Raw genomic sequence first — 26,481 nt, forward strand, 5'->3', positions numbered from 1 at the left:
TTAGTTAAAATGAATAAAAAAAATTTAATCAAAAAATAATACCATCATATTCAATTAAAAAACTATTATCACATTTCATATTAAAAATCATAACGTTTAAATTATCACCTTTGATTTTATAGTGCTGTGATGCTAATTTTACCCACCCCAAAGAACTATAAAATTTCAACAACGGTTCTTTACAAAATAAAAAGCCAATTTTGTTCAAATTAGTAATAATTTTATTTACTTCCTTCATCAACTCAAAACCATATCCTTTACCTTTTTCTATTGCACAGACATTACCTATTCCAAAACCTTTTCTAGTCGTGCCATTTACAATTAACTCAATATCTATTAAGTTTAGATAAGCTACACTTTTTTTATCTAAAAGTAACAGGATATGGAAGTCAGAATTTTTAATATTATTTTTTATCCACTGCATTTGCTCATCTAAACTAAAACTCCATTGCTTAGATTTTAAATCAATAATTTCTTTAATATCTTTACCTGTTGCATCTTGATGTTTTATTAACTTAATCTGGAACATTTTAATTACTTAACTCCAATATTAAATAAGTTTTTTCTTAATTAAAATTAAACTACCTTTTACTGTCGAGGCAAAAAACGAGCTTTATTGTTATACAAATATTTATATACTTGTCTCTCTAACAACGAGTTTGTTTTAACAAATGTTTTATCTTCTAGATAAAAAATACTTTCTACTTTTTTATTATCTTTAAGTATTTCTTTTAAAAATATCACTTTTTCTTTTGTTACACCATTCTCCAACAACAAATATTGTGAATTTATTTTCTCTAAAGTTAAATCATTATTAATCATGACAAAATCATTTAACCAACTACTTAATAATTCAAATTTCTCATCCAGTGACTTTTCCACATAAAACTGAGCTTTTTCCATAAGCTTTGCAGGACTGCCAGCATAGGCTCTATCTGGCAAAGTATCTTTTGTAAGCACTGAATTAATTAAAGCAACGCTTCTCCAACCTAATTTAAGACCAGATCCAACAATACAACTGCCCACTAACCAGACATCATCCTCAATTATAGTTTCTCTTTTTGAATACAATATACAACCTTCGATTTGTTCTCCACTCGCTACATGAGTCCAAATTTGCGAATACATTCCAACCCTTACACCATTCCCTATTACTAAGCCACCAGCGCCATCAAGTATAGTATTCTGACCAAACCAACAGTTATGACCTATGTATAAATGTTGTTCGGCCAGAATTAGCATGTCATTATGCAATACATTCCAATCCCCCATACTAAATTTACCATGGATAAAAATACGTGTATTATCGTTAATAATGTTATTATCACCGATTGTTACACTAAGATTTGGGTCATCTCCTAATATTTCAATTACAACATTTTTACCAATTCTATTATATACACCCAACTTAACATTAGGATGTATTTTAGCGGTTACATCAACTTGATTCATTTAATATTCTCATTCACTATAATTAACCCACCAACCACATGGTAAAGCTAGAAATTTATTCATAAATTCATTAACTCCGTTCAAACTTTCAAGATTATTGAAAACAGAGTAAATATTATTATTGATATGAACACCAGTTGCATACCAGTTTTGATTACGGAAATTTTGTAGTGCTTGTGCTTTATCCTCACATAAAACACCAAAAATCCAATAATTTGGCTGAGTATCAGATATTAATTCTAGAGGTTTTATAGATGAAATTTCTTGAATTTTATTATTCCAATCTATCGCATTTTTTCTCTGCTTCTCTAACAAATTAGGCAAATTATACATTTGCTTCAAACCAATATATGAATTAATTTCACTAAGAGTTGCACCATAGCCCTCTAACCTGATGTCACAATTTGGGTTAATTTCACCCGTTGAGGTTCTAAAGTTTTTCCTATCTATACCATAGTCACGCATGAGAATTGCTTTCTCATATAACTCTTTAGAAGAGAAACTTATTGCAGCGCCATCTACAGTATTTGGTAATCGAACTGTCTGGAAAGAAAATACACTTAAATCAGCACCTAAATTTCCTGCTTTTTGAGTATTATACTCTGAGCCAAATGCTTCGATACAATCATCAACAACCCAAAGATCATATTCTTTAGCTATCTGATTGATTGCTGCTATATCACCTAAATAACCACAAAAATGATTATGAAATATTGCTTTTGTTTTTGCAGTGATTCTTTTCTTGACATCCTCAACACAGAGAGAACCAGTGTTTGGATCGACATCTGCCCAAATAACTTTGAGCCCCTTAATCACAAATGGTTGATTCGATGCCAAACAACTTACAGGAGAGGCGATTACCTCGTCCCCTGGCTTTAAATCTAATATCGACAAGGCTAATAGCATAGCTTGATTATAAGAGTTTACAGAAATTAGGTGTGGGTTCCCTATAAATTTTGCTATTTCTAATTCAAATAGTTTCCCATATTTTCCATATGCTAATTGACCTGAATATAGAATATTCTCTAGTTCAGGCAAAATATCATTTGGCATATACGGTTTAAAAATAGGAATCATTACCAACCTTTCCGAATCAATTCAATCATCTTATCGCAGTCATCTTTAGTGACCCACCACCCACATGGAATATGTACCATCTTTTCATAGAACTGATCTAAATTTGGTAGTTCCACAGGATTATCGTTTAAGTATTCATGTAAATCATTGCGTTTATGAAGTTCAGAAGCAGCTATTCCATTTGCCTCCATCATTTTGATAAAGTCAGCCCTATTCTCAACCTTTAATGTGTACAACCAATAAGATGGCTCTGAGTTACCATAGTACTTAATTAACTCTACACCTTGTACACCTGTTAGATTTTGATCAAGGTATTTACCATTCTCGATATACCTATCAACAATTTTGTCGATTCCCTCCAACTGTAGAAGGCCTACGCAAGCATTCACATTGTTCATATGATACTTATAGCCCTGCTCGGTTATATTATTATCTAATCTGGTTTTCTTTTTATCTAATCCAAACCATCTTATAATTTTACCGCGCTCGTAAAGGGCTTTATCTTGAATCTGCAATGCCCCGCCATCTATGGTAGTTAGGTGTTTTATTGCTTGAAAAGAAAATACGGTAAATGGAAAATGATTGCCTGTTTTTTTGCCATCAAATTTAGCACCTATTGCATGTGCTGCATCTTCAATTACAGGAATTCTATATTTTTCAGAAATTTCCTGAATTCTCTTTACGTCAACAGGGATACCAGCATAGTCTACAACAATGATTGCTTTCGTTTTTGCATTGATTGCTTTTTCAATCGAGTCGGGTGATATATTGCCAGTCTCATAATCGACATCAGCCCAACGAACTTTTGCCCCAACCATTTTAATTGCGACATTGGTCGGTTCAGCAGTCAATGCTGTACTAATTACTTCATCGCCTTGCCTAACCCCAGCCAATATCAATGCGATATGTAATGCCGCAGTTCCTGAGTTTAATGACAGCGTATTTCCACTTCCAATATATTCTTCGAATTTTCTTTCAAAATTCTCAACAATTTCACCTTGAGCGATATACCCACTATACAAAACTTGCTCTAAGCGGGGAATTAAAAGATCTCTGTCAGGTAAACTAGTTTTTATAAGCGGCAACATTTTATTATCCTTGATGTGACTTCAATTCTTCTTGAACATAATCCAAAGTGAGCAATAATTCTTTTAGCTCTTCTACATTCAATCTATGCGTATTATGTGAATTATATTCGTCATCAAGTAAAGCTGGGGCATTTTCTTGCACGTATTTACTATAGTTTAGATCTCTAAAATCAGCAGGAATTCGGTAAAAGTCTCCTAAATCATCAGCTTTCGCCATTTCTTCTTTAGAACAAAGCGTTTCAAACAGCTTCTCTCCATGACGCTCTCCAATAATTTTAATCTCATTGTCTGCATTAAAGAGTTCTTTAAGTGCTTGAGCTAAAACTTCAATTGTTGCACCTGGTGATTTTTGCACCAAAATATCACCTGGATTACCCTGACTGAAAGCAAACATAACCAATTCTACCGAGTCCTGTAGTGACATCATAAAACGTGTCATATTAGGATTAGTAATAGTTAAAGGCGAACCTTCTTTAATTTGTTTAATAAATAATGGAATAATGGAGCCACGTGAACACATCACATTACCATAACGCGTTGCGGTATAAACTGCGTCTATATTTTTTACTCGCGTATCTCTTGCTTTAGATACTGCCAATTTTTCCATTAAGGCTTTTGACATTCCCATAGTATTAATTGGATATACTGCTTTGTCTGTACTCAAAACAACAACGCGTTGTACATTGTTGCGAGCAGCTGCTTCAAGCACATTTTCTGCGCCTAATATATTTGTCTGCACCGCTTGCATTGGGTAAAATTCACATGATGGAACTTGTTTCAAGGCCGCAGCATGAAAAACGAAATCCACTCCCATCATTGCTTGATTTATATCATTAAAATTCCTAACATCACCAAGAATAAAATCAAGTTTTTCATTTTTATACTCAATTCTCATATCTTCTTGCTTTTTCTCATCACGGCTAAATATTCTGATTTCTTTCAGCTGTGAATTTAAAAAACCCTTAATCATAGCGTTACCAAATGAACCTGTACCGCCTGTAATCAAAAGTGTTTTTCCTTTAAACATCTCTGATAGTTCTTGAACTTGTTTAGTTTCCATTTTTCCTCAATCTCTTTGCTTCACACTACCTAAATAAACTATTAAAATCTGATTTTTGATAAATGATTTCAATTCTAGGTAGTTGTAACTATTTTGGATGACAGTAATATCTTTTAAACTACTACACCATACACAATGTATTAACTAAAATTCCCAAAACTTTAAAGATTGGAAAATCGATTTGCCTCTTGATCTTTTTCGCTCACTAATATTTCTAACAAGCCGTCTACTTGCCAATCAATAGCCAAGTCTTCATCATTCCAAACAATTGCTCGCTCGCTCGCTTTATTATAATAATTTGTTGCCTTATATAAAAACTGAGTATTATCTTCTAATGCAATAAAACCATGGGCAAAACCTTCAGGAATCCAAAATTGCTTATAATTTTCTGCTGAAAGTTCAACACCAACCCACTGCCCATATGTTTCTGAGTCTTTTCGAATATCAACAGCGACATCCCATGCACGCCCTTGAACAACTCGAACTAATTTACCTTGTGCAAAAGGATTGAGTTGATAATGCAATCCACGTAATACACCTTTTTGAGATAAAGAGTGATTGTCTTGAACAAATTGAGGGACACCTAAACCATGCTCTTGCAATGCTTGTTCGAAAACCTTTTGATTAAAGCTCTCCATAAACCAACCACGCTCATCACCAAATACTTTAGGTTCGAGTATTAGAAGATCTTTAATTTTTGTTTCAATTACATTCATTTTCACTTCTCTATTTAGGCTACTAAGCTTAATTAAAAATTATGCTTTTGATTTCTTTTGCTGTTCTTGGTGCAATTTCAATAAATATTGACCGTAACCAGTTTTCTTGAAAAAAGTAGCTCTATTTAATAGCTGATTAGCATCAATCCAACCATTATTAAAGGCAATTTCTTCTAAACAAGCAATTTTCAAGCCTTGACGATGTTCAACTGTTTGAACAAACTGACTCGCTTCTAATAATGAGTCATGTGTACCTGTATCTAACCAAGCAAATCCTCGACCAAGAAGTTCTACATTAAGCCTTTCTTGTTGTAAATACACATTATTTACATCTGTAATTTCTAACTCACCACGGTGAGATGGTTTAATATTTTTTGCAATTTCAATCACTTTATTATCATAAAAATAAAGCCCAGTAACTGCATAATTTGATTTAGGTTGTTCTGGTTTTTCTTCGATACTTAATGCTTTACCCACAGCATCAAAATCTACCACCCCAAAACGCTCAGGATCATTAACATAATACCCAAACACTGTTGCACCTACTGTTTTCTCAGCTGCACGTTTAAGTTGGGCGCCAAAACTTTGGCCATAGAAAATATTATCGCCTAGAATTAAACAAACATTATCATCACCAATAAACTCTTCACCCAAAATAAACGCCTGAGCAAGGCCATCTGGAGATGGCTGAACTTTATATGAAAGTTTTAAACCAATTTCATTACCTGTACCCAACATTTTTTCATAATTAGGTAAATCTTCAGGTGTCGAAATAATCAGAACCTCATTAATTCCAGCTAACATCAAAACAGATAAAGGATAATAAATCATCGGTTTATCATAAATCGGGAGTAGTTGTTTTGATGTACCCATTGTAATTGGATATAAGCGTGTTCCTGATCCACCAGCGAGAATGATGCCTTTACGTTTTAATGGGCTCATTAAATTATTTCCTCTAAAACTTGCGCCACACCTAACTTCCAATCAGGAAGATGTATTTTAAAATTTGTTTGCAATTTATAAGTATTCAATCGTGAATTCAATGGTCGTTTTGCTGGTGTTGGATATGCTTTTGTTTCAATCGCATTGGTTTTCTGAATGGCTAAGTTTTGACCTTTTTGCTTTGCCAATTCAAAAACAAACTGTGCATACTCGTACCATGAGCATTCGCCTGCAGCAGCAAGATGATAGTGTCCACACAGCTCTTTTTGTTTATTCCGATTGCTAAGTGAATAGTATCTTAAAGCCTGAGAAGTAATATCTGCGATCAAAGCTGCCCCTGTTGGTGCTCCGACTTGATCATTGATAATACTTAACTCTTCACGACTCGATGCCAATTTCAGCATAGTTTTGATAAAATTATTGCCGTGTGAACCATATACCCAACATGTTCTAAAATTTAGAAAAGAACAACCACTTTGCTCTAATGCAACCTCACCTAATCTTTTCGTAGTACCATAAAAATTTACCGGATCAGTCAGGTCATTTTCAGACCACGCTTCCTCACCCTCTCCATTAAACACATAATCTGTTGAATAGTGAATAAGTAAACAATTCTGAAGCTTACAAAGCTCAGCTAATTTTTTTACAGCTAAATGATTAATTAAATCTGCTTTATTTTGATCAGATTCTGCCTTATCAACTGCTGTATATGCAGCTGCATTCACAACAACAGCTGGTTTAACCTTTTCAATAGTATATTGAATTTGGTCAAAATCCTCTAAATCACCAATCAAGTTATTTTCATTTGCAGCACGATCAAGAGCAACAACGTTTCCAAGTGGTTGTAAAGCACGTTGCAACTCCCAACCGACTTGTCCATTTTTTCCGAGCAATAATATTTTCATAGTTTAATTCAGAACTTAGACTTTTTTAGCTTGATATTGTTGTTGAACCCAATTTTTGTATTCACCACTTTGAACGTTTTCAACCCATTCTTGGTTATTCAAATACCATTCAACTGTTTTACGCAAACCAGTTTCAAAACTTTCTTCAGGCACCCATCCCAAGTCTTTTTTAATCTTACTTGCATCAATTGCATAACGTAAATCATGCCCTGGGCGATCTGTAACATAAGTAATCAAATTTTCATAATGATCTACGCCACTTGGTTTGTTCGGTGCTAACTCTTCCAATAATTTACAGATAGCTTTCACAACCTCTATATTTCTTTGTTCATTGTGCCCACCAATGTTATAAGTCTCGCCAACCTTAGCTTCTGTTACGATTTTATAAAGCGCACGAGCATGATCTTCGACATATAACCAGTCACGAACTTGATCCCCTTTACCATAAATTGGCAAAGCTTTTCCTTTTAATGCATTTAAGATGACTAATGGAATTAGTTTTTCAGGAAAATGATAAGGGCCATAATTATTTGAACAATTGGTGACAATAGTAGGCAAACCATAGGTTCTTTGCCATGCACGTACTAAATGATCTGAACTTGCTTTACTTGCGGAGTAAGGCGAACTTGGTGCATAAGATGTAGTTTCATGAAAAAGATCCTCAGTCCCTTCTAGATCACCATAAACCTCATCTGTTGAAATATGATGAAAACGAAAATCTTGCTTTTTATCCTCAGCTAAATCATTCCAATATTGACGAGCAGCTTCAAGCAACTGATATGTCCCAATAATATTGGTTTCAACAAATGCGGCTGAACCTGTAATTGAACGATCCACATGCGATTCCGCAGCCAAATGCATCACCACATCAGGTTTAAATTCTATAAATAATTGATCCAAAGCTTGACGATCACAAATATCGGTTTGTGAAAATTGATATCGTTTATTTTGATCAATTTCTTTAAGGGATTCTAGATTCCCAGCATAAGTTAACTTATCGACATTAAGCACACTATTATTTGTATTATTAATAATATAACGAACAACTGCTGATCCAATAAAACCCGCACCACCAGTAACCAAAATTCTCATTTCACACCCTGCAAATCATTTTTTAATCAATATATTTCAATATAACTTTACTTAAGCACGTAAATTTTGATTACAAAAAGTGCTTTTATTCACTTTAAATATTATATCTAAACTTGAGTTAAATTCATATATTAAAAGGTTCTAACCTAATTAATACACTTTCTCTTATCAACTTGGTCAAAACACTTTATTCTTTAAATACTAAAAAATCATTAAATGGATACAAGTCAACACACTTATTTTTCGGTTTTAATACAATTACACACCAACAATAAGATACCCAACCTACCTTTTTTAGCATACAATTCGTATTCAAGATGAGATTCCAAGCAACACGCAATATAAAATATAAGGGTTTTGAATGTGAAGTATCCGTACACATCACTGTTTACAATTTTAGCCATTTCAATTTCATTTTCTGGTTGTGCGATCACTTCAGGACTCCAAACCTATGACCTTCCTGAACAAGGTCAATATAAAACTGAACAAGGTGCGGAACTCTCAGTTGTACAATTAACCCAAACTACTATTCCAAGTCTGAATATTTCTGATCGCAGCCAATCGAGTGATCTTGCTTCTTTATTTCATCACCAACAAGATACCTATCGCTTAAGCGCAGGTGATGTGCTTTCAATTCAGCTTTGGGCATATCCTGAAATTACACCACCAATCCAAGATGCAAACAATATCAAAGCTGTAGGTTATCCAATCGATTCAAATGGTAATGTTCAATTACCTTTGGTAGGTTCAGTGCGTATTGCAGGTAAAACTTTAGCCGAAACCAATCGTTTTTTACATAATCAATTTGCTAAATATCTAAAGCATCCTGATGTTGTTGTCCGTGTATTGTCTTATGAAGGTCGCCGCTATTTTGTCAATGGCCAAGTCATACGTAGTGGACAATATACATTAAACGACCAACCTATTAGTATTTATACTGCACTAGGTCAAGCAGGTGGTGTAGATACTAAAACAGGTGATACCACCAATATCCAGCTGATCAGAAATGGACAAACCTATAATCTGAATACAATTCAGTTAGAAAAACAAGGATTGTCCTTACACCAACTATTAATCCAATCCAATGACACTATTTTCGTGAATACCAAACAAGATCAAAAGCTCTATGTCATGGGTGAGTCGAGCCGTAGCCAAGCATTGACACTCCGTGACCAAGGTATGACCCTGAGTGACGTACTTGGTGAAAGTGAGGGAATTAACCCTACTTCAGCAAGCGCTGCACGTATTTATGTAATGCGTACCGACCTTAGCACAAAACAATCTACAATTTATCATCTTAACTTAAGTAGCTTAGGAAATTTAGCGTTGGCGAATCAATTTGCGATGCAAAAAAATGATATTGTTTATATTGATGCTACAGGTTTGACTCGTTGGCAACGTATCATGAACCAAGTTGTTCCATTCTCAAGTGCTTTATATACATTTGATCAAGTGGGTAAATAAAATGCAGATCCAGAATATATTAGTGGTCTGTGTTGGGAATATCTGTCGTAGCCCAATGGCAGAGTTTTTTTTAAAGCAAAGCCATCCAAATTTAAATATAGAATCAGCGGGACTTTCTGCGATGGTCGACCATTCAGCTGATAATAAAGCGATTGCCTGTATGGATGCCTTAAATATTGATATGCGTTCCCATGTTGCTCGACAAATAAATGCGGAACTAATCAAAAAAGCTGATCTCGTGCTTGTGATGAGCAAAAACCAATCACAACATATTGAGCAGAAGTGGCCTTTTGCTAAAGGCAAGGTATTTCGTTTAGGGCACTGGCAAGGTCAAAATGTGCCTGACCCATACAAACATGATCAAGCTTTTTTTGACGAAACATGTAAAAATATCCAAGCTTATGCCAATGACTGGCAATCACATCTATAAATTTTAATTAGTTGTTTACCTATGAACCAAAATTTAAAAACTAATGATGATACGATTGACTTAAAAGAGCTATTTTTCTCTTTAATCGCTCAATGGAAAGTGATTGTACTTTGTGTCATTTTATCTTTAATATGTGCCTTACTCTATTTACGTGTAACCTCCCCTGTTTATTCCACTGATGCACTGGTTCAGGTTGAAGATGGTAAAAGTGCGGCTTCAGCCGCTTTGATGGGTGAGTTAAAAGATGTTGCAGGTGGGATTGGTCAGAAATCTCCAGCCGATGCCGAAATCGAAATCTTAAATTCACGACTTGTACTTGGCAAAGTGATTCAGAATTTAAATTTAAATATTCAAATTCAAGATAATGCAGATACTTTTTTACATAAATTAGTTTCCAAAGACAAAGCCCAGCTCAGTTATAATGCTAAAGCGGTTGATTTTCAGAAAAATCAATCTAGTTTTTCTGTTTTAAGGTTAGATATACCAGAATATTATTATGATAAAAAACTCACTTTAAAATTTATAGATAAAAAGCAATTTAATTTATCATATAGAGATCAAATTGTATTTAAAGGTAATTTAAATCAGCTTAATCAAGCTCAAGATAATAAAGGATTATGGTCTGTTCAGATTAATAGCCTAAACCCATTTCAACAAGATTTCACACTCACTAAACTTGCACTTCCTTCAGCTGTTAAACTGATGCAAGAAAATTATTCAGTTGCTGAAAAAGGCAAAATGACAGGTGTTATTGGCCTCAGTTATATCGGGAATGATCAACAACATATTACTCAGGTTCTCAACAGTATCCTGAGAGTTTATCATGAACAGAACATTGAACGAAAAACCTTAGAGTCGAAACAAACATTAAGCTTTCTCGACCAACAACTACCTGAGCTAAAACAGCAACTTGAAGAATCAGAAATTAAATTTAATAGATTCCGTGAACAATACAATACTGTTGATGTTACTCAAGAATCAGAGTTGATGTTAAAGCAGAATATTGAATTAGAAAAAATACGGATCGAGTTAAAGCAAAAACAAGCTGAATATTCTGCTAAATATACCCCTGATCACCCGCTCATGACAGAGATCAATGCGCAACTCGCGGCAATTGATAAAAAATCTACGGAGCTGAATCAGGCTATTAAACGTTTACCTGAAACTCAACGTTTATATTTACAACTCTATCGTGATGTTAAAGTCAATACAGAACTCTATACATCACTCTTAAACAGCTACCAACAATTAAAAATTGTTAAAGCGGGTGAAATTGGTAATGTTCGTATTATTGATACAGCGGTAGAACCTATTAATCCAATTAAACCAAGAAAAGTAATTGTGTTACTTCTTTCAATTTTTGTGGGTGGGTTTATTGGTGTTGTTATTGCATTACTGCGTAATATGCTTTCATCAGGGATTAAAGATTCAAGCCGAATTGAAAATGAACTTGATCTCCCTGTCTATGCCACTGTGCCTCGCTCTCCAATTCAAGAAAGTCGTGTACAGTTACTGAAAAAGAAAAAATCAATTCCTATTCTTGCGGCTAAAAATAGTGAAGACATTGCGATTGAAAGCTTGCGTAGTATTCGTACCACGATTCACTTTGCTTTAAATAAAGCAAAAAATAATATTATTGCTATTTCAGGACCAGCTCCAGAAATTGGTAAATCATTTATCTCAACAAACCTTGCAACAATTTTTGCTCAAGGAAATAAAAGAGTTTTACTCATTGATGCAGATATACGCCGAGGCTATTTACATAAATATTTCAGTCATGACACTTCACCTGGTTTAACTGAATATTTAGCAGGACAAAGCACGCTTGAACAATGTATTGTTCATTCAAATACCGTAAACCATTTAGATTTTCTGCCACGTGGTAAAAATCATAATCATGCTTCCGAAATGCTCAGTTCAGATCGTTTTAGCGAATTATTAGAACAACTTTCTCAGCAATATGATCATATTATTATCGATACACCGCCTATCTTAGCGGTAACTGATGGCATCATCATTTCTCAATTTGCGGGTGTAAACCTTGTGGTTGCACGTTATGCAAAAACACAAATGAGAGAATTAGAATTAGCCATTAATCGTTTTGAACAGGCAGGAAGCAAAGTAAATGGTATTATTCTCAATGATGTCCAAGCAACTGCAGGGGGTAATTATGGCTATAATTATGCTTATGCCTACACTGCTTCCAAAGATGATTAATATCCAATAAATAGCAAAAAAGCCAGATTGAATCTGGCTTTTTTGTGTCAATTTTTTGATCAATATAACTGTATATTTTTAGTTGTCTTCATCAGATAACTATATCGTTTATGATGAAGAAGTTATATGCTTGGGTAGATTATGCTAATGATCAAATTAGCCTCTTAAAAGATTAAAATTTGGAAATTTTTATGAGTAAAGCCTTACCCATCGCAATTGCTGTAATCTTAGGTGGTGCTGCACTTGTACCTGTTTATTATGCATCTCAACATCCTGCTGATGTAAACAGTCACTCAATGTCAAAAAATGCTAAACCTGTAGAAAAAATTAGTTATGCACTTGGTTATGAAGTTGCGAGCCAAACTCCATCTGAAGTCGATGTGAATACATTTATCAGCGGTATTCGTGACGGCCATGCTAAAAAACAACGTGCCTATACAGATGAAGAATTACAAGCTGCGTATGTTGACTTCCAAAAAGAAATGCAACAAAAGCAATTACAACAAAGCAAAGAAACAGCTTCATCAAATGACTCATTCTTAGCTGAAAATGCGAAAAAAGAAGGTGTTAAAACAACAGCTTCAGGATTGCAATATAAAATCACCAAAGAAGGTACAGGTAAACAGCCTGCTGCTACTTCACAAGTCACGGTACATTACAAAGGTCAGTTGTTAGATGGCAAAGTATTCGACAGTTCATATGATCGTGGTCAACCAGTTGAGTTTCCTTTAAATCAAGTGATTCCAGGTTGGACTGAAGGTTTACAACTCATGAAGGAAGGCGGTAAAGCAACCTTATATATCCCTGCAAAATTGGCTTATGGCGAACAAGGTGTTCCTGGCACGATTCCTCCAAACAGCACTTTAATTTTTGATGTTGAACTTGTTAAAGTTAAATAACATTTAAGAAAAGGAGAGATTTACTCTCCTTTTTTGGATTTTAATTATGAAAAAAACACTTATTGTGCTTAGTCTTAGTCTGCTGAGTAGTGCAGCTTTCTCAGCACCGATTAACAATAAAAGCTCCCAACAAGATCAACTGGGTTATAGCTATGGTTATGTCATGGGACGTACCAATGCCGACACCTTAAAACAAATTAATTTAAATGCCTTTATCCAAGGGATTAAAGAAGGTTCTACGGGTCAGAAAGCAAGCTTAACTGATGAAGAAATGGCAAAAGCCCTCGCACAATATAAACAGCAAACTGAAGCAAAACAAATGCTAGAGTTTAAACAAGCTGCCGATGTAAATGCCAAACAAGGTGAAACTTTTCTTGTAGAAAATGCGAAGAAAGCAGGTGTGATTACTCGCCCAAGTGGATTGCAATATAGTGTTTTACAGCAAGGCACTGGAAAATCACCCTCTGCAAAATCTAAAGTCTCTGTAAACTATGAAGGTCGTTTATTGGATGGCACTGTATTTGACAGTTCTTTTGCACGAAATGAAGCGGTAGAATTTCAAGTTAGCCAAGTGATTCAAGGTTGGACTGAAGGTTTGCAACTGATGAAAGAAGGTGCGAAATATCGTTTCTTTATTCCAGCAAAACTTGCCTACGGCGAGATTGGTGCGGGTGATGCGATTGGTCCAAACAGCACCTTAATTTTTGATGTAGAACTATTAAAAGTTTTACCTTAGTCTCAATGCGAAATAGTTTTAAAAATAAAAAGCATCGCTCAATTGCGATGTTTTTTATACTCTAATAAAAAATCTTATCGCATTTCATAGACGTAAATTCATCCCTTGGTCAAACTTACAGTACTGTATCTTGTATTTAGAATTTAAATTCCCCAAACGCTATGGTGACATCCTTGTCACCATGCACTAGATACATCACTTATGATTGAATGATGCTCAAAGTAAAAGCTATCTCATTTATATTCTATTGATTGGTCTTAATTTTAGTGCTTTAAATGTCTTGGTCTAAAACCTGCTGCAAGTAGAGCGATACCATAAGCCACAATACCGACCAAGCATAACCCGACAACTTCAAGAATTCGAAGCCATTGCGAAGCTGTACCATCATACCAATTTAAAGCAAACCATAGCGCGCAAATCATCACGATATTGGCTATGGCAAATTGAACAAATAATTTTTTCCAGTGCGCACCAAAACGGAAAATATTTTTCTTATGTAAATAAAAATATAACATCCCTGCATTGACCAAGGCTGAACCTGAAGAAGCAATGGCTAAGGCCATATGCTCGGCTTGCCAATCAATCAATTTAAAAATACCAATAAAGATAATGTTTAAAATCGCATTGGCTGCAACCGCCATTAAGCCGACACGTACAGGTGTTTTGGTGTCCTGAATGGCATAAAAACCTGGTGCAAAAACTTTAATCAACATAAATGCCAGTACACCGCCACTCATACATTGCAGTGCCATAGCGGTCATTTGCGTATCACGTGCATCAAAAGCACCATGCTGGAAAAGCGCTTGAATGATCGGCGTAGATAACATGAACAAAGCGATACTGGCTGGCACACCCACCAAGACAATCACGCGTGCAGCCCAATCCAACATTCTACGAAACTTGGCCTGATCTTGTTCTGCTTTACTCACAGAAAGAGACGGAAGAATCACGGTACCAATCGCAACACCAATCAATCCAAGTGGTAACTCGGTCATCCGTTCGGCACTATATAACCATGACACCGAACCATCTTGCATGAATGACGCCCAAATTGTATTTAGTAATAAGTTAATCTGAGTGACTGATACACCAAATAAAGCGGGCAACATCAGTTTTAAAATTCGATCTACACCCTCATGTTTAAAATCAACTTTAGGTGGAATCAGTAATTTTTTATTCCATAATTCAGGTATTTGAATCGCAAGTTGTAAAACCCCTGCTGCAACCACAGCCCATCCTAAAGCCATGATCGGTTGAGCCATATGCGGGGCTAACCACCAAGCACCAGCAATCATTGCCACGTTGAGTAATACAGGTGAAAACGCTGGAGAGGCAAAAGATCCATAACTATTCAAAATACTGCTGGCAAATGCAGTCAATGACATAAACATCAGATAGGGAATCGTTAAACGAAACATATCTACAGCCAGATCAAACTTTGCTGGATCGTTATGAAAACCGGGTGCATAGACATACAAGATCACAGGCGCAATGATCATACTGATCAAAGTTAACAGTGACATCACCATTAACAAACAGCCAAACACACGACTAATCAGAATCTGTACTTCTGCATGCAGTTTTGTAGTTTTATATTCGGTGAGTACCGGGATAAAGGCTTGCGAAAAAGCCCCTTCTGCAAATAAACGCCTGAAAAAATTGGGAATACGAAAAGCAACCACAAAGGTGTCAAAATCCTTACCTGCCCCAAACACATTGAGCAAAACCATATCTCTGACTAAGCCCAAGACTCGTGACAACATGGTCATTGCACTGACAATAAAGGTGGATCGCCACAGCGCCATCGTATTCACCTAGTTAAAATAAAGTCGCTATTGTAATTAAATATTCTTAAAATTGCGTTGTTAAATCATAAACAGACGCTTATTTACTTCAGTTGTTTTATCTTAATTTTTTTCTGATTCAAACTTTCTCTAAACTGCTGCCATTGAAAATGTGGTCCAGGATCAGTTTTTCGTCCTGAGGCAATATCAGAATGTCCTGTTAAATGATGATCAGTTTTTGGATAAGCGTGTTGCAAAATGGCAACCACATCAACCAGTTGTTGATATTGGATCGCTTCAAAATCGCTATCATCACTTCCTTCAAGTTCAATCCCAATTGAATAGTCATTACACTCAACTTTACCTAGATAAGCTGAACGTCCGGCATGCCAAGCTCGATCATTAAAATTAACAAACTGGATAATTTCACCAGTTCTTAAAATCAATAAATGTGCAGAAACTTGCATACCCTCGATGGTTTGAAAATAAGGATGGACTGACCAATCCAGTTGATTTTGAAAAAACTGTTCAATATAACCTCCACCGAACTGTGAAGGTGGCAAACTAATATTGTGAATCACAATCAGCTGAATCTCTGTATTTTCAGGGCGTTGATTATAGTTAGGAGATGGGACTTGTCTTGCGCCAATCAATTGACCATTCACGACCTGAAACTCTGGTGCAGATTGCATATCTTATTCCTACAGAATTTTTCTATTTTCAATAAAGCTGATTCTCAATATTTTAGTGTAGTCTCGGGTCTGTTGACAATTCGTCTATGTTTGCGACGACGAGTATTTTTTAGGCGATACAAGGCACGAAATACGAAATTTAGTCATTCTAAATAAGTAGTTCGTAACGATGTAGCGGCAAAAAAGACTCTTGTCCTCAGCTTCGACTTTCACTGCGAATAAAGTAATGCTTTGTTCTTGTTCAAGTTATGACTAAAATCATCTCAGTTTGCGTTACGAAACTTAAAAATAGTCTCACTATTCTCATTCATGTTTTACGATGTATACGTCTCGTGCTTAATTTGAACCTACAACGCAAACTATTTATGAAATGTTAACAGATCCTAATCTGTATAAAATAAAAACTTCTTCAAACTTGCAACGACAGTGCTAATATATCGCTCAGTTTTTAAGGGTGACTAAAATAGGGATATCCATGAGCATACCTGAATCTTTGCTTGAACAATCTATTCAAATTAATATTCAACAAGCACTCCAAGAAGATATTGGCGATGCTGATATTACTGCCCTACTCACACCAGAAGATGAGCAAGCGACAGCCACGATCATTTCGCGTGAAGATATGGTCTTGGCAGGACAACCTTGGGTCGATGCTCTGATCAAGGCTTATGATCCAAGCGTACAGATTACTTGGCTTAAAAATGATGGTGACTGGGTTAAAGCCAATGAAACCATTTATAAATTGGCAGGTTCTGCGCGTAGTTTGCTGACTGTTGAGCGTCCTGCATTGAACTTTGTGCAAACCCTGTCTGCAGTCGCAACCAAAACGGCTGAATATGTAAAATATCTAGAAGGTACAGCAACCAAATTATTAGATACACGCAAAACTTTGCCGGGTTTACGGATTGCACAAAAATACGCAGTTGCTGTAGGTGGTGGGCAAAACCATCGCCTAGGTTTATTCGATGCGTTCTTAATCAAAGAAAATCACATCATGGCTGCAGGTGGTATCGCTCAAGCAATTGCCAAAGCGCATCAAATCGCACCAGGCAAAGCTGTAGAAGTTGAAGTTGAAACATGGGATGAACTGAATCAAGCGCTTGAAGCCAAAGCAGATATCGTCATGCTAGATAATTTTAGCCAACAACAAATGATTGATGCGGTTAAACATGTTGCAGGGCGTTGTAAATTAGAAGCTTCTGGAAATATAACTCTTGAGAATTTAAGTCAAGTTGCACAAACAGGTGTTGACTATATTTCGATGGGTGTATTGACTAAAGATGTTAAAGCGATTGATTTATCTATGCGTTTTAATGACTAATCACTCAATCATATGAGCCATAAAGCAGTATCTATATACTGCTTTTTTATTACAAAATATAACGATGAGTCAATAAATAATCAGCTAATTTTATGCAAAAGATCTTCTAAATAACAATCAAATTATGTGTACCAACAAAAGAGATAAACAATGAAAAAACATATTTTATATTCATCACTATTCGCATCCATTATTCCGATCCTGAGCCATGCAGACACCGTCAATGTGCATGTGTTAAGTGCAACAGTCAAAGATCAAAATATTGCCAATGCTGAAGTAATTTTGCAAAAAAATGGTGAGCGCTCTGCCTCAAGTTCTACCAATACAAGCGGCCGAGCCACAGTCAATAGTAATACTATAGACAGTTCAGATAATTTACTGATTATCAAAAAATCAGGTTATTCAACACTGGTTGCAAAATGTCCATGTGATGGCATGACCTACGCCTTAAGTCCTGTACTCAAAGATCTCAACAGTATGCGAATTGTACTGAATTGGGGGCAAAACCCTTTAGATCTCGATTCACACTTAAGTTATAAAAATCAACATGTATATTGGGACAGTAAACAAGGTTTGGCTGCAAATCTGGATGTGGATGACACCGACTCTTATGGTCCTGAAACCGTCACTATCGATAAACGTTTAGAGGGTCAATATTATGTGTATTCAGTACATGACTATTCTGATCGCACTCAACCAACTACGGCCAACTTATCCAATAGCCAAGCCAAAGTCATGGTCTATGCAGGGGAATCACTGATTCGTTCTTATTATATTCCAACTGGTCAAACGGGTAATTTATGGACTGTATTTCGCATTAGTCCTGAAGGTGAAATCCAAGACATCAATCGTATTTCAGGAACCACGGTTAACGCAAGCCAAGTGGGTTCAACAGTATCAAATTATCAAAATCAAACAACTCGGGTAAATATCGTTCCTGTCTCAGCAGATGCGCAAAAACGAGCCAAGACACTTAATTTAAGTGCGGATAAAGCCTATCAAAACAACCAGATTGAACAAGCTGCAATGCTCTATCAACAGTCTATCGACTACAATCCAAATGTTGGCCAAACCTATAGTAATCTTGCTGTTGCTTATCAAAAGCTCAATCGTTCCTCAGAAGCTTTATGGGCAAATCAAAAAGCCATTGCTTTGGCAACCAATAACAATACCAAAGCTTATTCTCACTATAATATGGGTAAAATCTATGAAAATAACCAAGATTATGCCCAAGCTAAGCAACATTACCAATTGTCCAATCAATACAAACCAAGCGCGACTTATGATGAAGCGATACAACGTGTAAGCCAGTAAAAAAATTGCCCAAAGGATATCTACATTCTTTGGGCAAGTTTGATGCTTTAGTTTGCTATTTTTTATTGATTAGTTTTAATTTTGCTTACAAAACAAGCAGTTTTTACATAGAAAAGCCGTCTGAATAAGCCTATAATCTTTGGCTTCCAATACATTCCTGTAATTAGGCCAATGAAGACTTTGAAACAACAAGTTTTGTTTTTACTTGTCGCTTTTTTATCTGTATTTGCTTTTTTCTTATACCAAGAAGATATCACGCGTTTCTTTCAATTACGTGACATCTATCTAAAACCACGTCTGTATAAATATGGCTTTTCAATTCTCTTAAACTACGCCTTTATTAGTTTATTTTATTTAATCTTAAGAAAAACCTTTGCGACCATTTTACTCAGTCAATTTATTATTTTTTTACTGAGCTTTATCAATATCAAGAAAGAGCAATATCTTTCTGCAAGTTTGGTTCCTAGTGATTTTTTATTATTTAAAGAAACCTTTATCGCCTCTCCAGTCATGCTCAAAATTGCGGTCTTTGTAGCAATTGCAGTGTTTATTGGACTATTTATATTTCTGTATAAAAAAGAGAAATTAGGGACAAAGCCTCTCCTCCTGACAAACAGCATTTTATCTTTTGCTATCCTTGGCTTCTTTATCACTGCGAATTTTAAAAATAATTTTAGTGAAGCTTGTGCCAACGCGGCAAAAAACTCAATTTGCCAATATGCAAAATATCTACCCAATACCCGTGGTGACTGGATCGGTGATCATTTAACCATTAAATATTTAGGTTTTTCGACCTTCTTTTTTTCCAAAACGGTTGATGGCTTAAATAATAAAATTTTCCAAACACAAGTTATTCCTGAAGAAAAAGTTGCTGCTTTTTATCAACCGATGGCGGTTGAACATGATGAAGAATCTACATCGAATCTAGCATCAGATGATCCGTCACAACAAAAACAATTGCCAAATATCGTTTTTGTGATGAGCGAGTCGCACTGGGATGCCAGAAAATTAGACAAAAGCATTCCACCTAACATCACCCCAACGATTAGTAAAAATCAGGTTTCTAGCTTATTGTCTCCAAGCTTTGGTGGAGGAACTGCTAATGTTGAGTTTGAAGTGTTAACCAGCCTAAATACCTATTTAAATCATAATGAACTGGCTTATGTATCAAAATTAAAACGTCCAACTTATTCATTACCAATGTATTTGAATACATTGGGTTATGAAACAACTGCAATGCATAACAACGGCAAATATTTTTATAACCGTAGCGCAGTTTATCAAAATCTAGGTTTTAACCGTTTTACTTCAATTGAAAATATGATCAACATGGCTGACCGCGCCAAATATATCAATGCTGCGGGTTGGGCTACTGATGATTTGATTTATAACAGCATTGAAAATCAGCTTAAAAATACTGATAAACCTCAATTTATCTATGCGATCAGTGTTGAAAATCATCCAATGTACAGTGATGATCGCTTTGGTAAAGACCATTTTAAAATCACCAAAGATGGTGTGAGTGAGAACAGTAAACGCGCGCTGAATACGTATTTAACGGGTATGCAACGTGCTGACGATAAATTTAAAACCCTGATTGAGCATGTCAAACAGCTTGATCGCCCAACAATTGTGATTTTCTTTGGTGACCATTTACCCAACTTACAAAGCGTTTACGATGAGTATGGCTTCTTTAAATCAGAGCAAGAAAAAGCTGAGAAAAAAGATGTGCGCTTCTTTGAAACACCGCTTGCAGTTTGGGCAAACTTCCCGATTGATCAAAAGCAATTTAAAGGGCCTTTTGTGGCAGCACATTTCTTAGCACCCAAAGTACTAGAAGCTGCGCATATTCCCCTTTCACCTTACTATGCTTTTGTGAATAAAGTGAGTGCTTGTTATACGACCGTGCATCAGACAGGCACGCAAACGCAAAAATCTTGTGAATTTGATCAAACAGAGATTCTACAACAGTATAAAGACATGAATATGGATGTGCTAAATGGTAAGAATTTCACTTATCAGATGTTAAAATCAAAAGCTGAAAACTAGTCCTATCCAAATGATCAAGAAGATTCTCCAGAGTCTTCTTGATCATGCTGCTGTTCAGTATGTTGTTGCGGTTCATTATTTTTTGCGTCAAATTCTTTGCTTTCGAAATCTTCACGGCGTGGATCTCCAGCCATCAATACAAAGGTAATCACAGCGAATAGAACAATGAGTATTTTCATAAGCCTGCCATTTGCTAAAATTTTAAATATTCTAAATTTCGGTCAATGAAAAGATTTGTAGAGTCTGTATACGAAACAAGGGATTTCAGCTGATTTATGTATCTATTGACGTAAATAGATGATTGGAATCTTAATCATGTAAGTCTGCGCAAATTATGTGGTCTTCTATCAACTCAAAAATAAGGTGCAAAGCGCACCTTATTTAAATTATAAAGATTCAGCTATTTAAAATTAAGATTCTATAAATCCCATATAAGGGTCAGAAAATGAGTCTTTACCCGTTTCAATACGCCCAGCAAAACGGCGTTTAAAGGTGCTATCGCCCTCTATTGTTACAGTAAAATCATACCAACCACCGAAATCAGACATATTCCAATTCAACTCCTTTTCTGTAGAAGCCGTTTCGATATTCCATGTCTTATTGGGTAGATAAGCATTGGCTTTCACGGTCAATTTTGCTGTTTTCGCAGCGTCATTACGAACTTTTAAATAGAGTTTAGGATCACATTCTTCAACACATACACGCACTTCTGGCAATGCCTCTATTTGTGCAGACTTGACTAAATCACCTGCAAAGCCACGATGGAAGCCATTTGGACCCAACACCCATAAATCATATAGTCCATTTGAAGCTTTCCATACATCGTCCAATTGCTTACCTGCTTCAACCATATAACGACGAGGAATCGCGTCTAAATTCAATTTGTCATAAACATGGAAAACTGCGGCGTGTGTTCCGGTATTAGAGAACATTAACTTCACCGTTTTTGTTGCCACATCAACTTTCGCACTACTATGTAAAATATAAGGCAATGCCCGAGAGAGGCGTGTTCCTAACTCTTGAACAGGATAGACCTGACTTAAAGGACGGGAAACCGGTGGCAATAGCGCTTGCGCATTACGTATCGCATCTGCATCATTTTTGGTTTTTTTACCCATTAAGTCCGAAATAGCGGTTGTATTTGGATTTTTAAAGTCAAAAGCTGTGGTTAAATCACCACATACAGCACGGCGATATGGACTAATATTCGGCTCTTGCACGCCAAAACGTTGCTCTAAGAAACGAATAACAGACGAATGATCAAAAACCTGTGAATTTACCCAACCACCACGGCTCCACGGAGAAATCACATACATGGGTACGCGTATTCCTGGACCATAGACTCCCACACCATTGCTGACTTTAGGATCAGTAAAGTTAGGTTGTCCTGCTGAAGCTTTAGGATGCGTAGCGTATTCATATGAGATTTGTTCTTCACTCAAGGTGGTTTTACCTTGCATCACACCTGAAGCATCTTTTGAAGGTGCGCTTGGTGATGGAACGTGGTCAAAAAAGCCATCATTTTCATCAAAGTTGACCAATAAAACCGTTTGACTCCAAATCGCAGGGTTTTCCGTCAAAGCGTTTAAAACTTCCTGAATGTACCAAGCACCTTGTACAGGGCTTGATGGTCCTGGATGCTCACTATAGGCCGCAGGTGCAACCATCCAACTGACTTGAGGTAATTGACCTTTGGCAATATCATCTTTAAATGAAGCAAGGAATCCACCATCAGGCATCGTATTGGCAATCCCTTTATACAATGGTTGTGTTGCATCAATGGCTGGATCATAAGCAGGACACGTGCTGTCATTGTTTACAGGTTTACCGGATAACTCATTGGCACGGCGATACTGTTTAAAGCCCGCTAAAGGATTGTCAGTAAAGTTATCTGGCATATTTTGATAAACTTTCCACGTCACACCCGCTTGTTGTAGGCGCTCAGGATAGGTTGTCCAATCATAGCCTGTGCTTGATGCACCAATACTGTCCAAGTCATTTACAACACTGGCAACACCCGCAGCTTTAGGACCGTTTGAACCTGTCCATAAGAACATACGATTCGAATTGGTTCCTGTATGCATTGCACAATGATATGCATCACACAGGGTAAAGGCGTTGGCAAGTGAGAACTGAAATTCAACTTCTTTTTGTTTGTAATATCCCATAGATTGGGGTTGTTTATATTGTACCCAATTGCCCATACGGCCATGGTTCCAAGCAAATTGCCCATCTGTCCATGAGTGTGGCGTACCGCTAACACGTTGTGCATTACCGCGAGTACTGTCTAAATGATAGGGAAAGATTTTATTCTTATCTTTATCGTATTGTTCCCAAATCTTACGGTTATCGGATAGCGGAATCGTAAAACGATCACCAAATCCACGAACTCCTTTTAACGTTCCAAAATAATTATCAAACGAGCGATTTTCTTGCGTCAAAATGATGACATGTTTTACGTCTTTAATCGTGCCTGTTTCGACTTTGGCGTCAATGGCTAAGGCTTTTTGGATGCTGGCTGGAAAGCTGGCTAAAGCGGCTGTACCAAATATTGTTTTTGTTGAATTGACTAAAAAATCACGACGGTTCATCTCTATTTCCTTATTTTTTATTATGGTGCGCAATGTACTTTACACGCAGCGGGTGGCTGTGGATTCGTCGTTGAGCTTTCATTATCATCATTACAAGCACTGAGTAAGACACTCAGACTGGTCACTAAAATCAGCAAAAAATTTCGCATTGTCCTATCCATGAAATAAAGGTAGGGATAGTCAATACAACTGGTATGACGCTAGAGTGAAGTTTTTATGGCAGTTTGATGAATATTTCTTAAAATATCATAAATATCAAATATTTGTTTTAATTTATAAATAAGCGACTTAGGTTAAAACAATTTTATGCAATAAAAAACGCATCCGAAGATGCGTTTGTTTATAAAAATATATCAATATTTTAGAATTACCAACCAAGTGCTTCTTGTTGTTTTTTTACCAATTTCTGAATACCTTTTTCAGCCATTTCAAGCATTGCATTGGATTGAGCGCGGGTAAATGGTTTTTCTTCTGCAGTCCCTTGAATTTCAATAAACTCACCTGCTTGAGTCATCACCACATTCAAGTCAGTTTGACAGTTAGAATCTTCTTCATAGCAAAGATCAAGCAATACTTCATCTTGATACATGCCGACAGAAATCGCAGCAACAAGCCCTTTTAATGGATCATGCTTAATTTTCTTTTTCTCAAGAAGTACATTCATAGCATCAATTAATGCAACCGCAGCACCCGTAATTGCAGCAGTACGCGTACCACCATCTGCCTGAATCACATCGCAGTCGATGGTAATGGTGTTTTCACCCAATTTTTTCAAATCCACCATTGCACGTAAGCTACGACCAATCAAACGTTGAATTTCTTGAGTACGACCAGATTGCTTACCGCGAGCAGCTTCACGGTCGCTACGTGTATGGGTAGAACGTGGCAACATACCGTATTCCGCAGTCACCCAGCCTTGGCCCTGACCTTTTAGGAAACGTGGCACTGAATTGTCAATACTTGCAGTACACAGCACTTTTGTATGACCAAATTCAACCAATACTGAACCTTCCGCATAACGGGTGTAGTTACGGGTAATTTTAACTTCACGTAATTGATCTAATGCACGTTGGTCGATACGCATAGCTTGTCCTTATGGGATTCAAAAAATATTGCGACTTATTATAACAGATCCAAGAGAGATGGTTTTGTTACAAGATGGTGGTTTTTGAAATTGCTCGCTAAATCTATATGTGGTGACTTAAATAAACGTCTATACAAAAAGATAGATATACAAACCACGTTTTAAAATTTTCGAAATTTAGCCAAAAAATTAAAAATCACTGAATCTAAAACATCGCATTAAAAGCAATAGAAGAACCTTATTTAACTCAATAAGGTTCTTCTAACAACAATTGATGATCTATTTTAAACAGCTATTGCACAAGTTGAATGAAGCAAAATAAGTACCTTAGCAACACCAATGCTTACACATCGCAAAAACTTTGTTTAAGCAAAAATACCCTTCAACTTTTGTAAAGACTGAGTAATGGTGGTTGTTAAACTATTTGGCAAAGAGCATTTGGCTAAACGTACCCATACACTGCCAAACTGTTTCAGGAAATCTGCTTCATTATAGTTGATGCCATATTCTGCACATAAAGCTCTGATTTTTGGAGCAGCTTCTGAATAACGATTGGCTGGCATATCAGGGAACAAATGATGTTCAATCTGATGACTTAAATTCCCACTCAAAATATGCAACCAGTCTGTTCCAGTAAAGTTACTAGAACCACGAATCTGACGTAAATACCACTCAGCACGGGTTTCATTTTCCACATTATCGGCTTCAAAAGTCTCTGCATCTTCAGTGAAATGACCATTAAAGATCACCGCTGAAGACCACAAACTGCGGATCACATTGGCAATGGCATTCCCAGCTAAAACAGGTAAAGCATTGGGTCCTGCAATCACAGGAAAAAACACATAATCTTTTAGAATTTGACGACGGGCTTTTTTACGAAATTTTGCCGCATCTGTCCAGACCTGCTTCCAGGTTTTTGTCTTATAAATCAGCGCATCTTCCAAATGTAAATTTTGTAAGCCAACATACCATTCAAAAAACACCATCAATTGAATCGCTAAAGGGATATTAAACAAAAAGCGCGGTTCCCATTTTTGTGATTCACTAACGCGGAGTAAACCATAACCCACATCATGATCCTTACCCACAATATTGGTATAGGTGTGATGCACATAATTATGTGTGTATTTCCAATCATCACCTGTTGCCATGGTATCCCAGTCGTAATTTGCACCATTCAAACTTGGATCATTTAACCAATCGAATTGACCATGCATAACATTATGACCCAGCTCCATATTTTCTACGATTTTGGAAATTCCCAGCAATCCCGTACCCACCACCCAAACAGGTGGAATCCATCCGCCAAACATCAACATAGCACGTGAAGCAATTTCACTATAACGAACAAAATTACGGATTTTATAAATATACTTGGCATCTTGTTCACCTAAACTGTCCATGATTTCACGACGGATTTCATCAACACGGCGACCAAATTCTGCGGTTTGTTCTGGGTTTAAATGTTTCGATTTACTGTTTGGAAAAGTAACTGACATATTCATTGTCTTGCTCCTCAGCGCTTCATTTTTAGAAGCCTTAGCTGAATTTTGGGTACAACTTCCTAC

24 protein-coding genes are annotated in these 26,481 nt (G+C 36.3%); 8 read left to right on the forward strand and 16 right to left on the reverse strand.

The features are described from left to right. Window positions 1–28: 28 nt before the first annotated feature. The 9 genes from ACZ5QH_RS22275 to rfbB all read right to left on the reverse strand — a co-directional run bounded on the left by ACZ5QH_RS22275 (window position 29) and on the right by rfbB (window position 8,332). On the reverse strand, window positions 29–529 hold the full coding sequence (locus ACZ5QH_RS22275; protein ID WP_096735404.1) for a GNAT family N-acetyltransferase: 501 nt from the start codon (window positions 527–529) through the stop codon (window positions 29–31). Between the two features lie 59 nt (window positions 530–588). Beyond that, window positions 589–1,452 carry an acyltransferase gene (locus ACZ5QH_RS22280; RefSeq protein ID WP_303577586.1) on the reverse strand — a complete coding sequence of 288 codons (864 nt, stop codon included), beginning with the start codon at window positions 1,450–1,452 and terminating at the stop codon, window positions 589–591. 9 nt (window positions 1,453–1,461) lie between these two features. Further along, on the reverse strand, window positions 1,462–2,529 hold the full coding sequence (locus ACZ5QH_RS22285; RefSeq protein WP_303577585.1) for a DegT/DnrJ/EryC1/StrS family aminotransferase: 1,068 nt from the start codon (window positions 2,527–2,529) through the stop codon (window positions 1,462–1,464). Further along, window positions 2,529–3,617 (reverse strand): DegT/DnrJ/EryC1/StrS family aminotransferase, encoded by a 1,089-nt coding sequence (locus ACZ5QH_RS22290; RefSeq protein ID WP_303577584.1) that lies wholly within the window; start codon window positions 3,615–3,617, stop codon window positions 2,529–2,531. The genes ACZ5QH_RS22285 and ACZ5QH_RS22290 overlap by 1 nt, the downstream gene beginning before the upstream one ends. A gap of 4 nt (window positions 3,618–3,621) precedes the next feature. Further along, a complete protein-coding gene (locus ACZ5QH_RS22295; protein WP_303577605.1) occupies window positions 3,622–4,644 on the reverse strand; it encodes a polysaccharide biosynthesis protein in 1,023 nt (340 codons plus the stop codon). 194 nt (window positions 4,645–4,838) lie between these two features. After that, window positions 4,839–5,393: a dTDP-4-dehydrorhamnose 3,5-epimerase gene (rfbC, locus tag ACZ5QH_RS22300; protein ID WP_303577583.1), complete on the reverse strand. Its 555-nt coding sequence runs from the start codon at window positions 5,391–5,393 to the stop codon at window positions 4,839–4,841. Between the two features lie 39 nt (window positions 5,394–5,432). Continuing rightward, window positions 5,433–6,335, reverse strand: a complete 903-nt coding sequence (gene rfbA / locus ACZ5QH_RS22305) for a glucose-1-phosphate thymidylyltransferase RfbA (protein WP_303577582.1) — start codon at window positions 6,333–6,335, stop codon at window positions 5,433–5,435. Continuing rightward, window positions 6,335–7,240 carry a dTDP-4-dehydrorhamnose reductase gene (gene rfbD, locus ACZ5QH_RS22310; protein ID WP_303577581.1) on the reverse strand — a complete coding sequence of 302 codons (906 nt, stop codon included), beginning with the start codon at window positions 7,238–7,240 and terminating at the stop codon, window positions 6,335–6,337. The genes rfbA and rfbD overlap by 1 nt, the downstream gene beginning before the upstream one ends. A 15-nt stretch (window positions 7,241–7,255) precedes the next feature. Further along, window positions 7,256–8,332 carry a dTDP-glucose 4,6-dehydratase gene (gene rfbB, locus ACZ5QH_RS22315; protein WP_303577580.1) on the reverse strand — a complete coding sequence of 359 codons (1,077 nt, stop codon included), beginning with the start codon at window positions 8,330–8,332 and terminating at the stop codon, window positions 7,256–7,258. Window positions 8,333–8,695: 363 nt separating this feature from the next. On the opposite strand from rfbB, the gene ACZ5QH_RS22320 reads away from it, so the two are divergent. From ACZ5QH_RS22320 to ACZ5QH_RS22340, 5 genes are all read left to right on the forward strand, one after another. Then, window positions 8,696–9,796, forward strand: a complete 1,101-nt coding sequence (locus ACZ5QH_RS22320; RefSeq protein WP_303577579.1) for a polysaccharide biosynthesis/export family protein — start codon at window positions 8,696–8,698, stop codon at window positions 9,794–9,796. Window position 9,797: 1 nt separating this feature from the next. Continuing rightward, window positions 9,798–10,226, forward strand: a complete 429-nt coding sequence (locus ACZ5QH_RS22325; RefSeq protein WP_303577578.1) for a low molecular weight protein-tyrosine-phosphatase — start codon at window positions 9,798–9,800, stop codon at window positions 10,224–10,226. 21 nt (window positions 10,227–10,247) lie between these two features. Beyond that, window positions 10,248–12,443 carry a polysaccharide biosynthesis tyrosine autokinase gene (locus tag ACZ5QH_RS22330; protein WP_303577577.1) on the forward strand — a complete coding sequence of 732 codons (2,196 nt, stop codon included), beginning with the start codon at window positions 10,248–10,250 and terminating at the stop codon, window positions 12,441–12,443. Window positions 12,444–12,634: 191 nt separating this feature from the next. Continuing rightward, a complete protein-coding gene (locus tag ACZ5QH_RS22335; RefSeq protein ID WP_303577576.1) occupies window positions 12,635–13,342 on the forward strand; it encodes an FKBP-type peptidyl-prolyl cis-trans isomerase in 708 nt (235 codons plus the stop codon). A gap of 46 nt (window positions 13,343–13,388) precedes the next feature. Further along, window positions 13,389–14,078, forward strand: a complete 690-nt coding sequence (locus ACZ5QH_RS22340) for an FKBP-type peptidyl-prolyl cis-trans isomerase (RefSeq protein ID WP_303577575.1) — start codon at window positions 13,389–13,391, stop codon at window positions 14,076–14,078. A 263-nt stretch (window positions 14,079–14,341) separates the two neighbouring features. Here ACZ5QH_RS22340 and murJ read toward each other — a convergent pair whose 3' ends face one another. Together murJ and ampD are read right to left on the reverse strand one after the other, a co-directional pair. Then, window positions 14,342–15,892 carry a murein biosynthesis integral membrane protein MurJ gene (murJ, locus tag ACZ5QH_RS22345; RefSeq protein WP_303577574.1) on the reverse strand — a complete coding sequence of 517 codons (1,551 nt, stop codon included), beginning with the start codon at window positions 15,890–15,892 and terminating at the stop codon, window positions 14,342–14,344. Between the two features lie 74 nt (window positions 15,893–15,966). Further along, a complete protein-coding gene (ampD, locus tag ACZ5QH_RS22350; protein ID WP_303577573.1) occupies window positions 15,967–16,554 on the reverse strand; it encodes a 1,6-anhydro-N-acetylmuramyl-L-alanine amidase AmpD in 588 nt (195 codons plus the stop codon). Window positions 16,555–17,029: 475 nt separating this feature from the next. Between ampD and nadC the strand changes: the two genes are divergently transcribed. The 3 genes from nadC (at window position 17,030) to ACZ5QH_RS22365 (ending at window position 21,238) form a co-directional block, all read left to right on the forward strand. Then, the gene (gene nadC, locus ACZ5QH_RS22355) at window positions 17,030–17,875 is read left to right on the forward strand and encodes a carboxylating nicotinate-nucleotide diphosphorylase (protein ID WP_303577572.1); all 846 of its coding nucleotides are present in this window, start codon (window positions 17,030–17,032) and stop codon (window positions 17,873–17,875) included. A 150-nt stretch (window positions 17,876–18,025) separates the two neighbouring features. Then, the gene (locus ACZ5QH_RS22360; protein ID WP_303577571.1) at window positions 18,026–19,189 is read left to right on the forward strand and encodes a tetratricopeptide repeat protein; all 1,164 of its coding nucleotides are present in this window, start codon (window positions 18,026–18,028) and stop codon (window positions 19,187–19,189) included. 171 nt (window positions 19,190–19,360) lie between these two features. Beyond that, on the forward strand, window positions 19,361–21,238 hold the full coding sequence (locus ACZ5QH_RS22365) for an LTA synthase family protein (protein WP_303577570.1): 1,878 nt from the start codon (window positions 19,361–19,363) through the stop codon (window positions 21,236–21,238). Between the two features lie 14 nt (window positions 21,239–21,252). Here the strand turns inward: ACZ5QH_RS22365 and ACZ5QH_RS22370 are convergent, their stop codons facing one another. The 5 genes from ACZ5QH_RS22370 to ACZ5QH_RS22390 all read right to left on the reverse strand — a co-directional run bounded on the left by ACZ5QH_RS22370 (window position 21,253) and on the right by ACZ5QH_RS22390 (window position 26,418). Further along, window positions 21,253–21,417 carry an ABZJ_00068 family colistin stress protein gene (locus ACZ5QH_RS22370; RefSeq protein WP_303577569.1) on the reverse strand — a complete coding sequence of 55 codons (165 nt, stop codon included), beginning with the start codon at window positions 21,415–21,417 and terminating at the stop codon, window positions 21,253–21,255. 231 nt (window positions 21,418–21,648) lie between these two features. Next, window positions 21,649–23,829 (reverse strand): phosphocholine-specific phospholipase C, encoded by a 2,181-nt coding sequence (locus ACZ5QH_RS22375; RefSeq protein ID WP_303577568.1) that lies wholly within the window; start codon window positions 23,827–23,829, stop codon window positions 21,649–21,651. A gap of 20 nt (window positions 23,830–23,849) precedes the next feature. Beyond that, window positions 23,850–23,978, reverse strand: a complete 129-nt coding sequence (locus ACZ5QH_RS22380; RefSeq protein ID WP_262087376.1) for a hypothetical protein — start codon at window positions 23,976–23,978, stop codon at window positions 23,850–23,852. Between the two features lie 218 nt (window positions 23,979–24,196). Then, window positions 24,197–24,913 (reverse strand): ribonuclease PH, encoded by a 717-nt coding sequence (gene rph / locus ACZ5QH_RS22385; protein WP_303577567.1) that lies wholly within the window; start codon window positions 24,911–24,913, stop codon window positions 24,197–24,199. A 365-nt stretch (window positions 24,914–25,278) separates the two neighbouring features. Further along, a complete protein-coding gene (locus ACZ5QH_RS22390; protein ID WP_419761941.1) occupies window positions 25,279–26,418 on the reverse strand; it encodes a fatty acid desaturase family protein in 1,140 nt (379 codons plus the stop codon). Between the last annotated feature and the right edge of the window lie 63 nt (window positions 26,419–26,481).

The organism is Acinetobacter sp. Ac8, assembly GCF_055392545.1.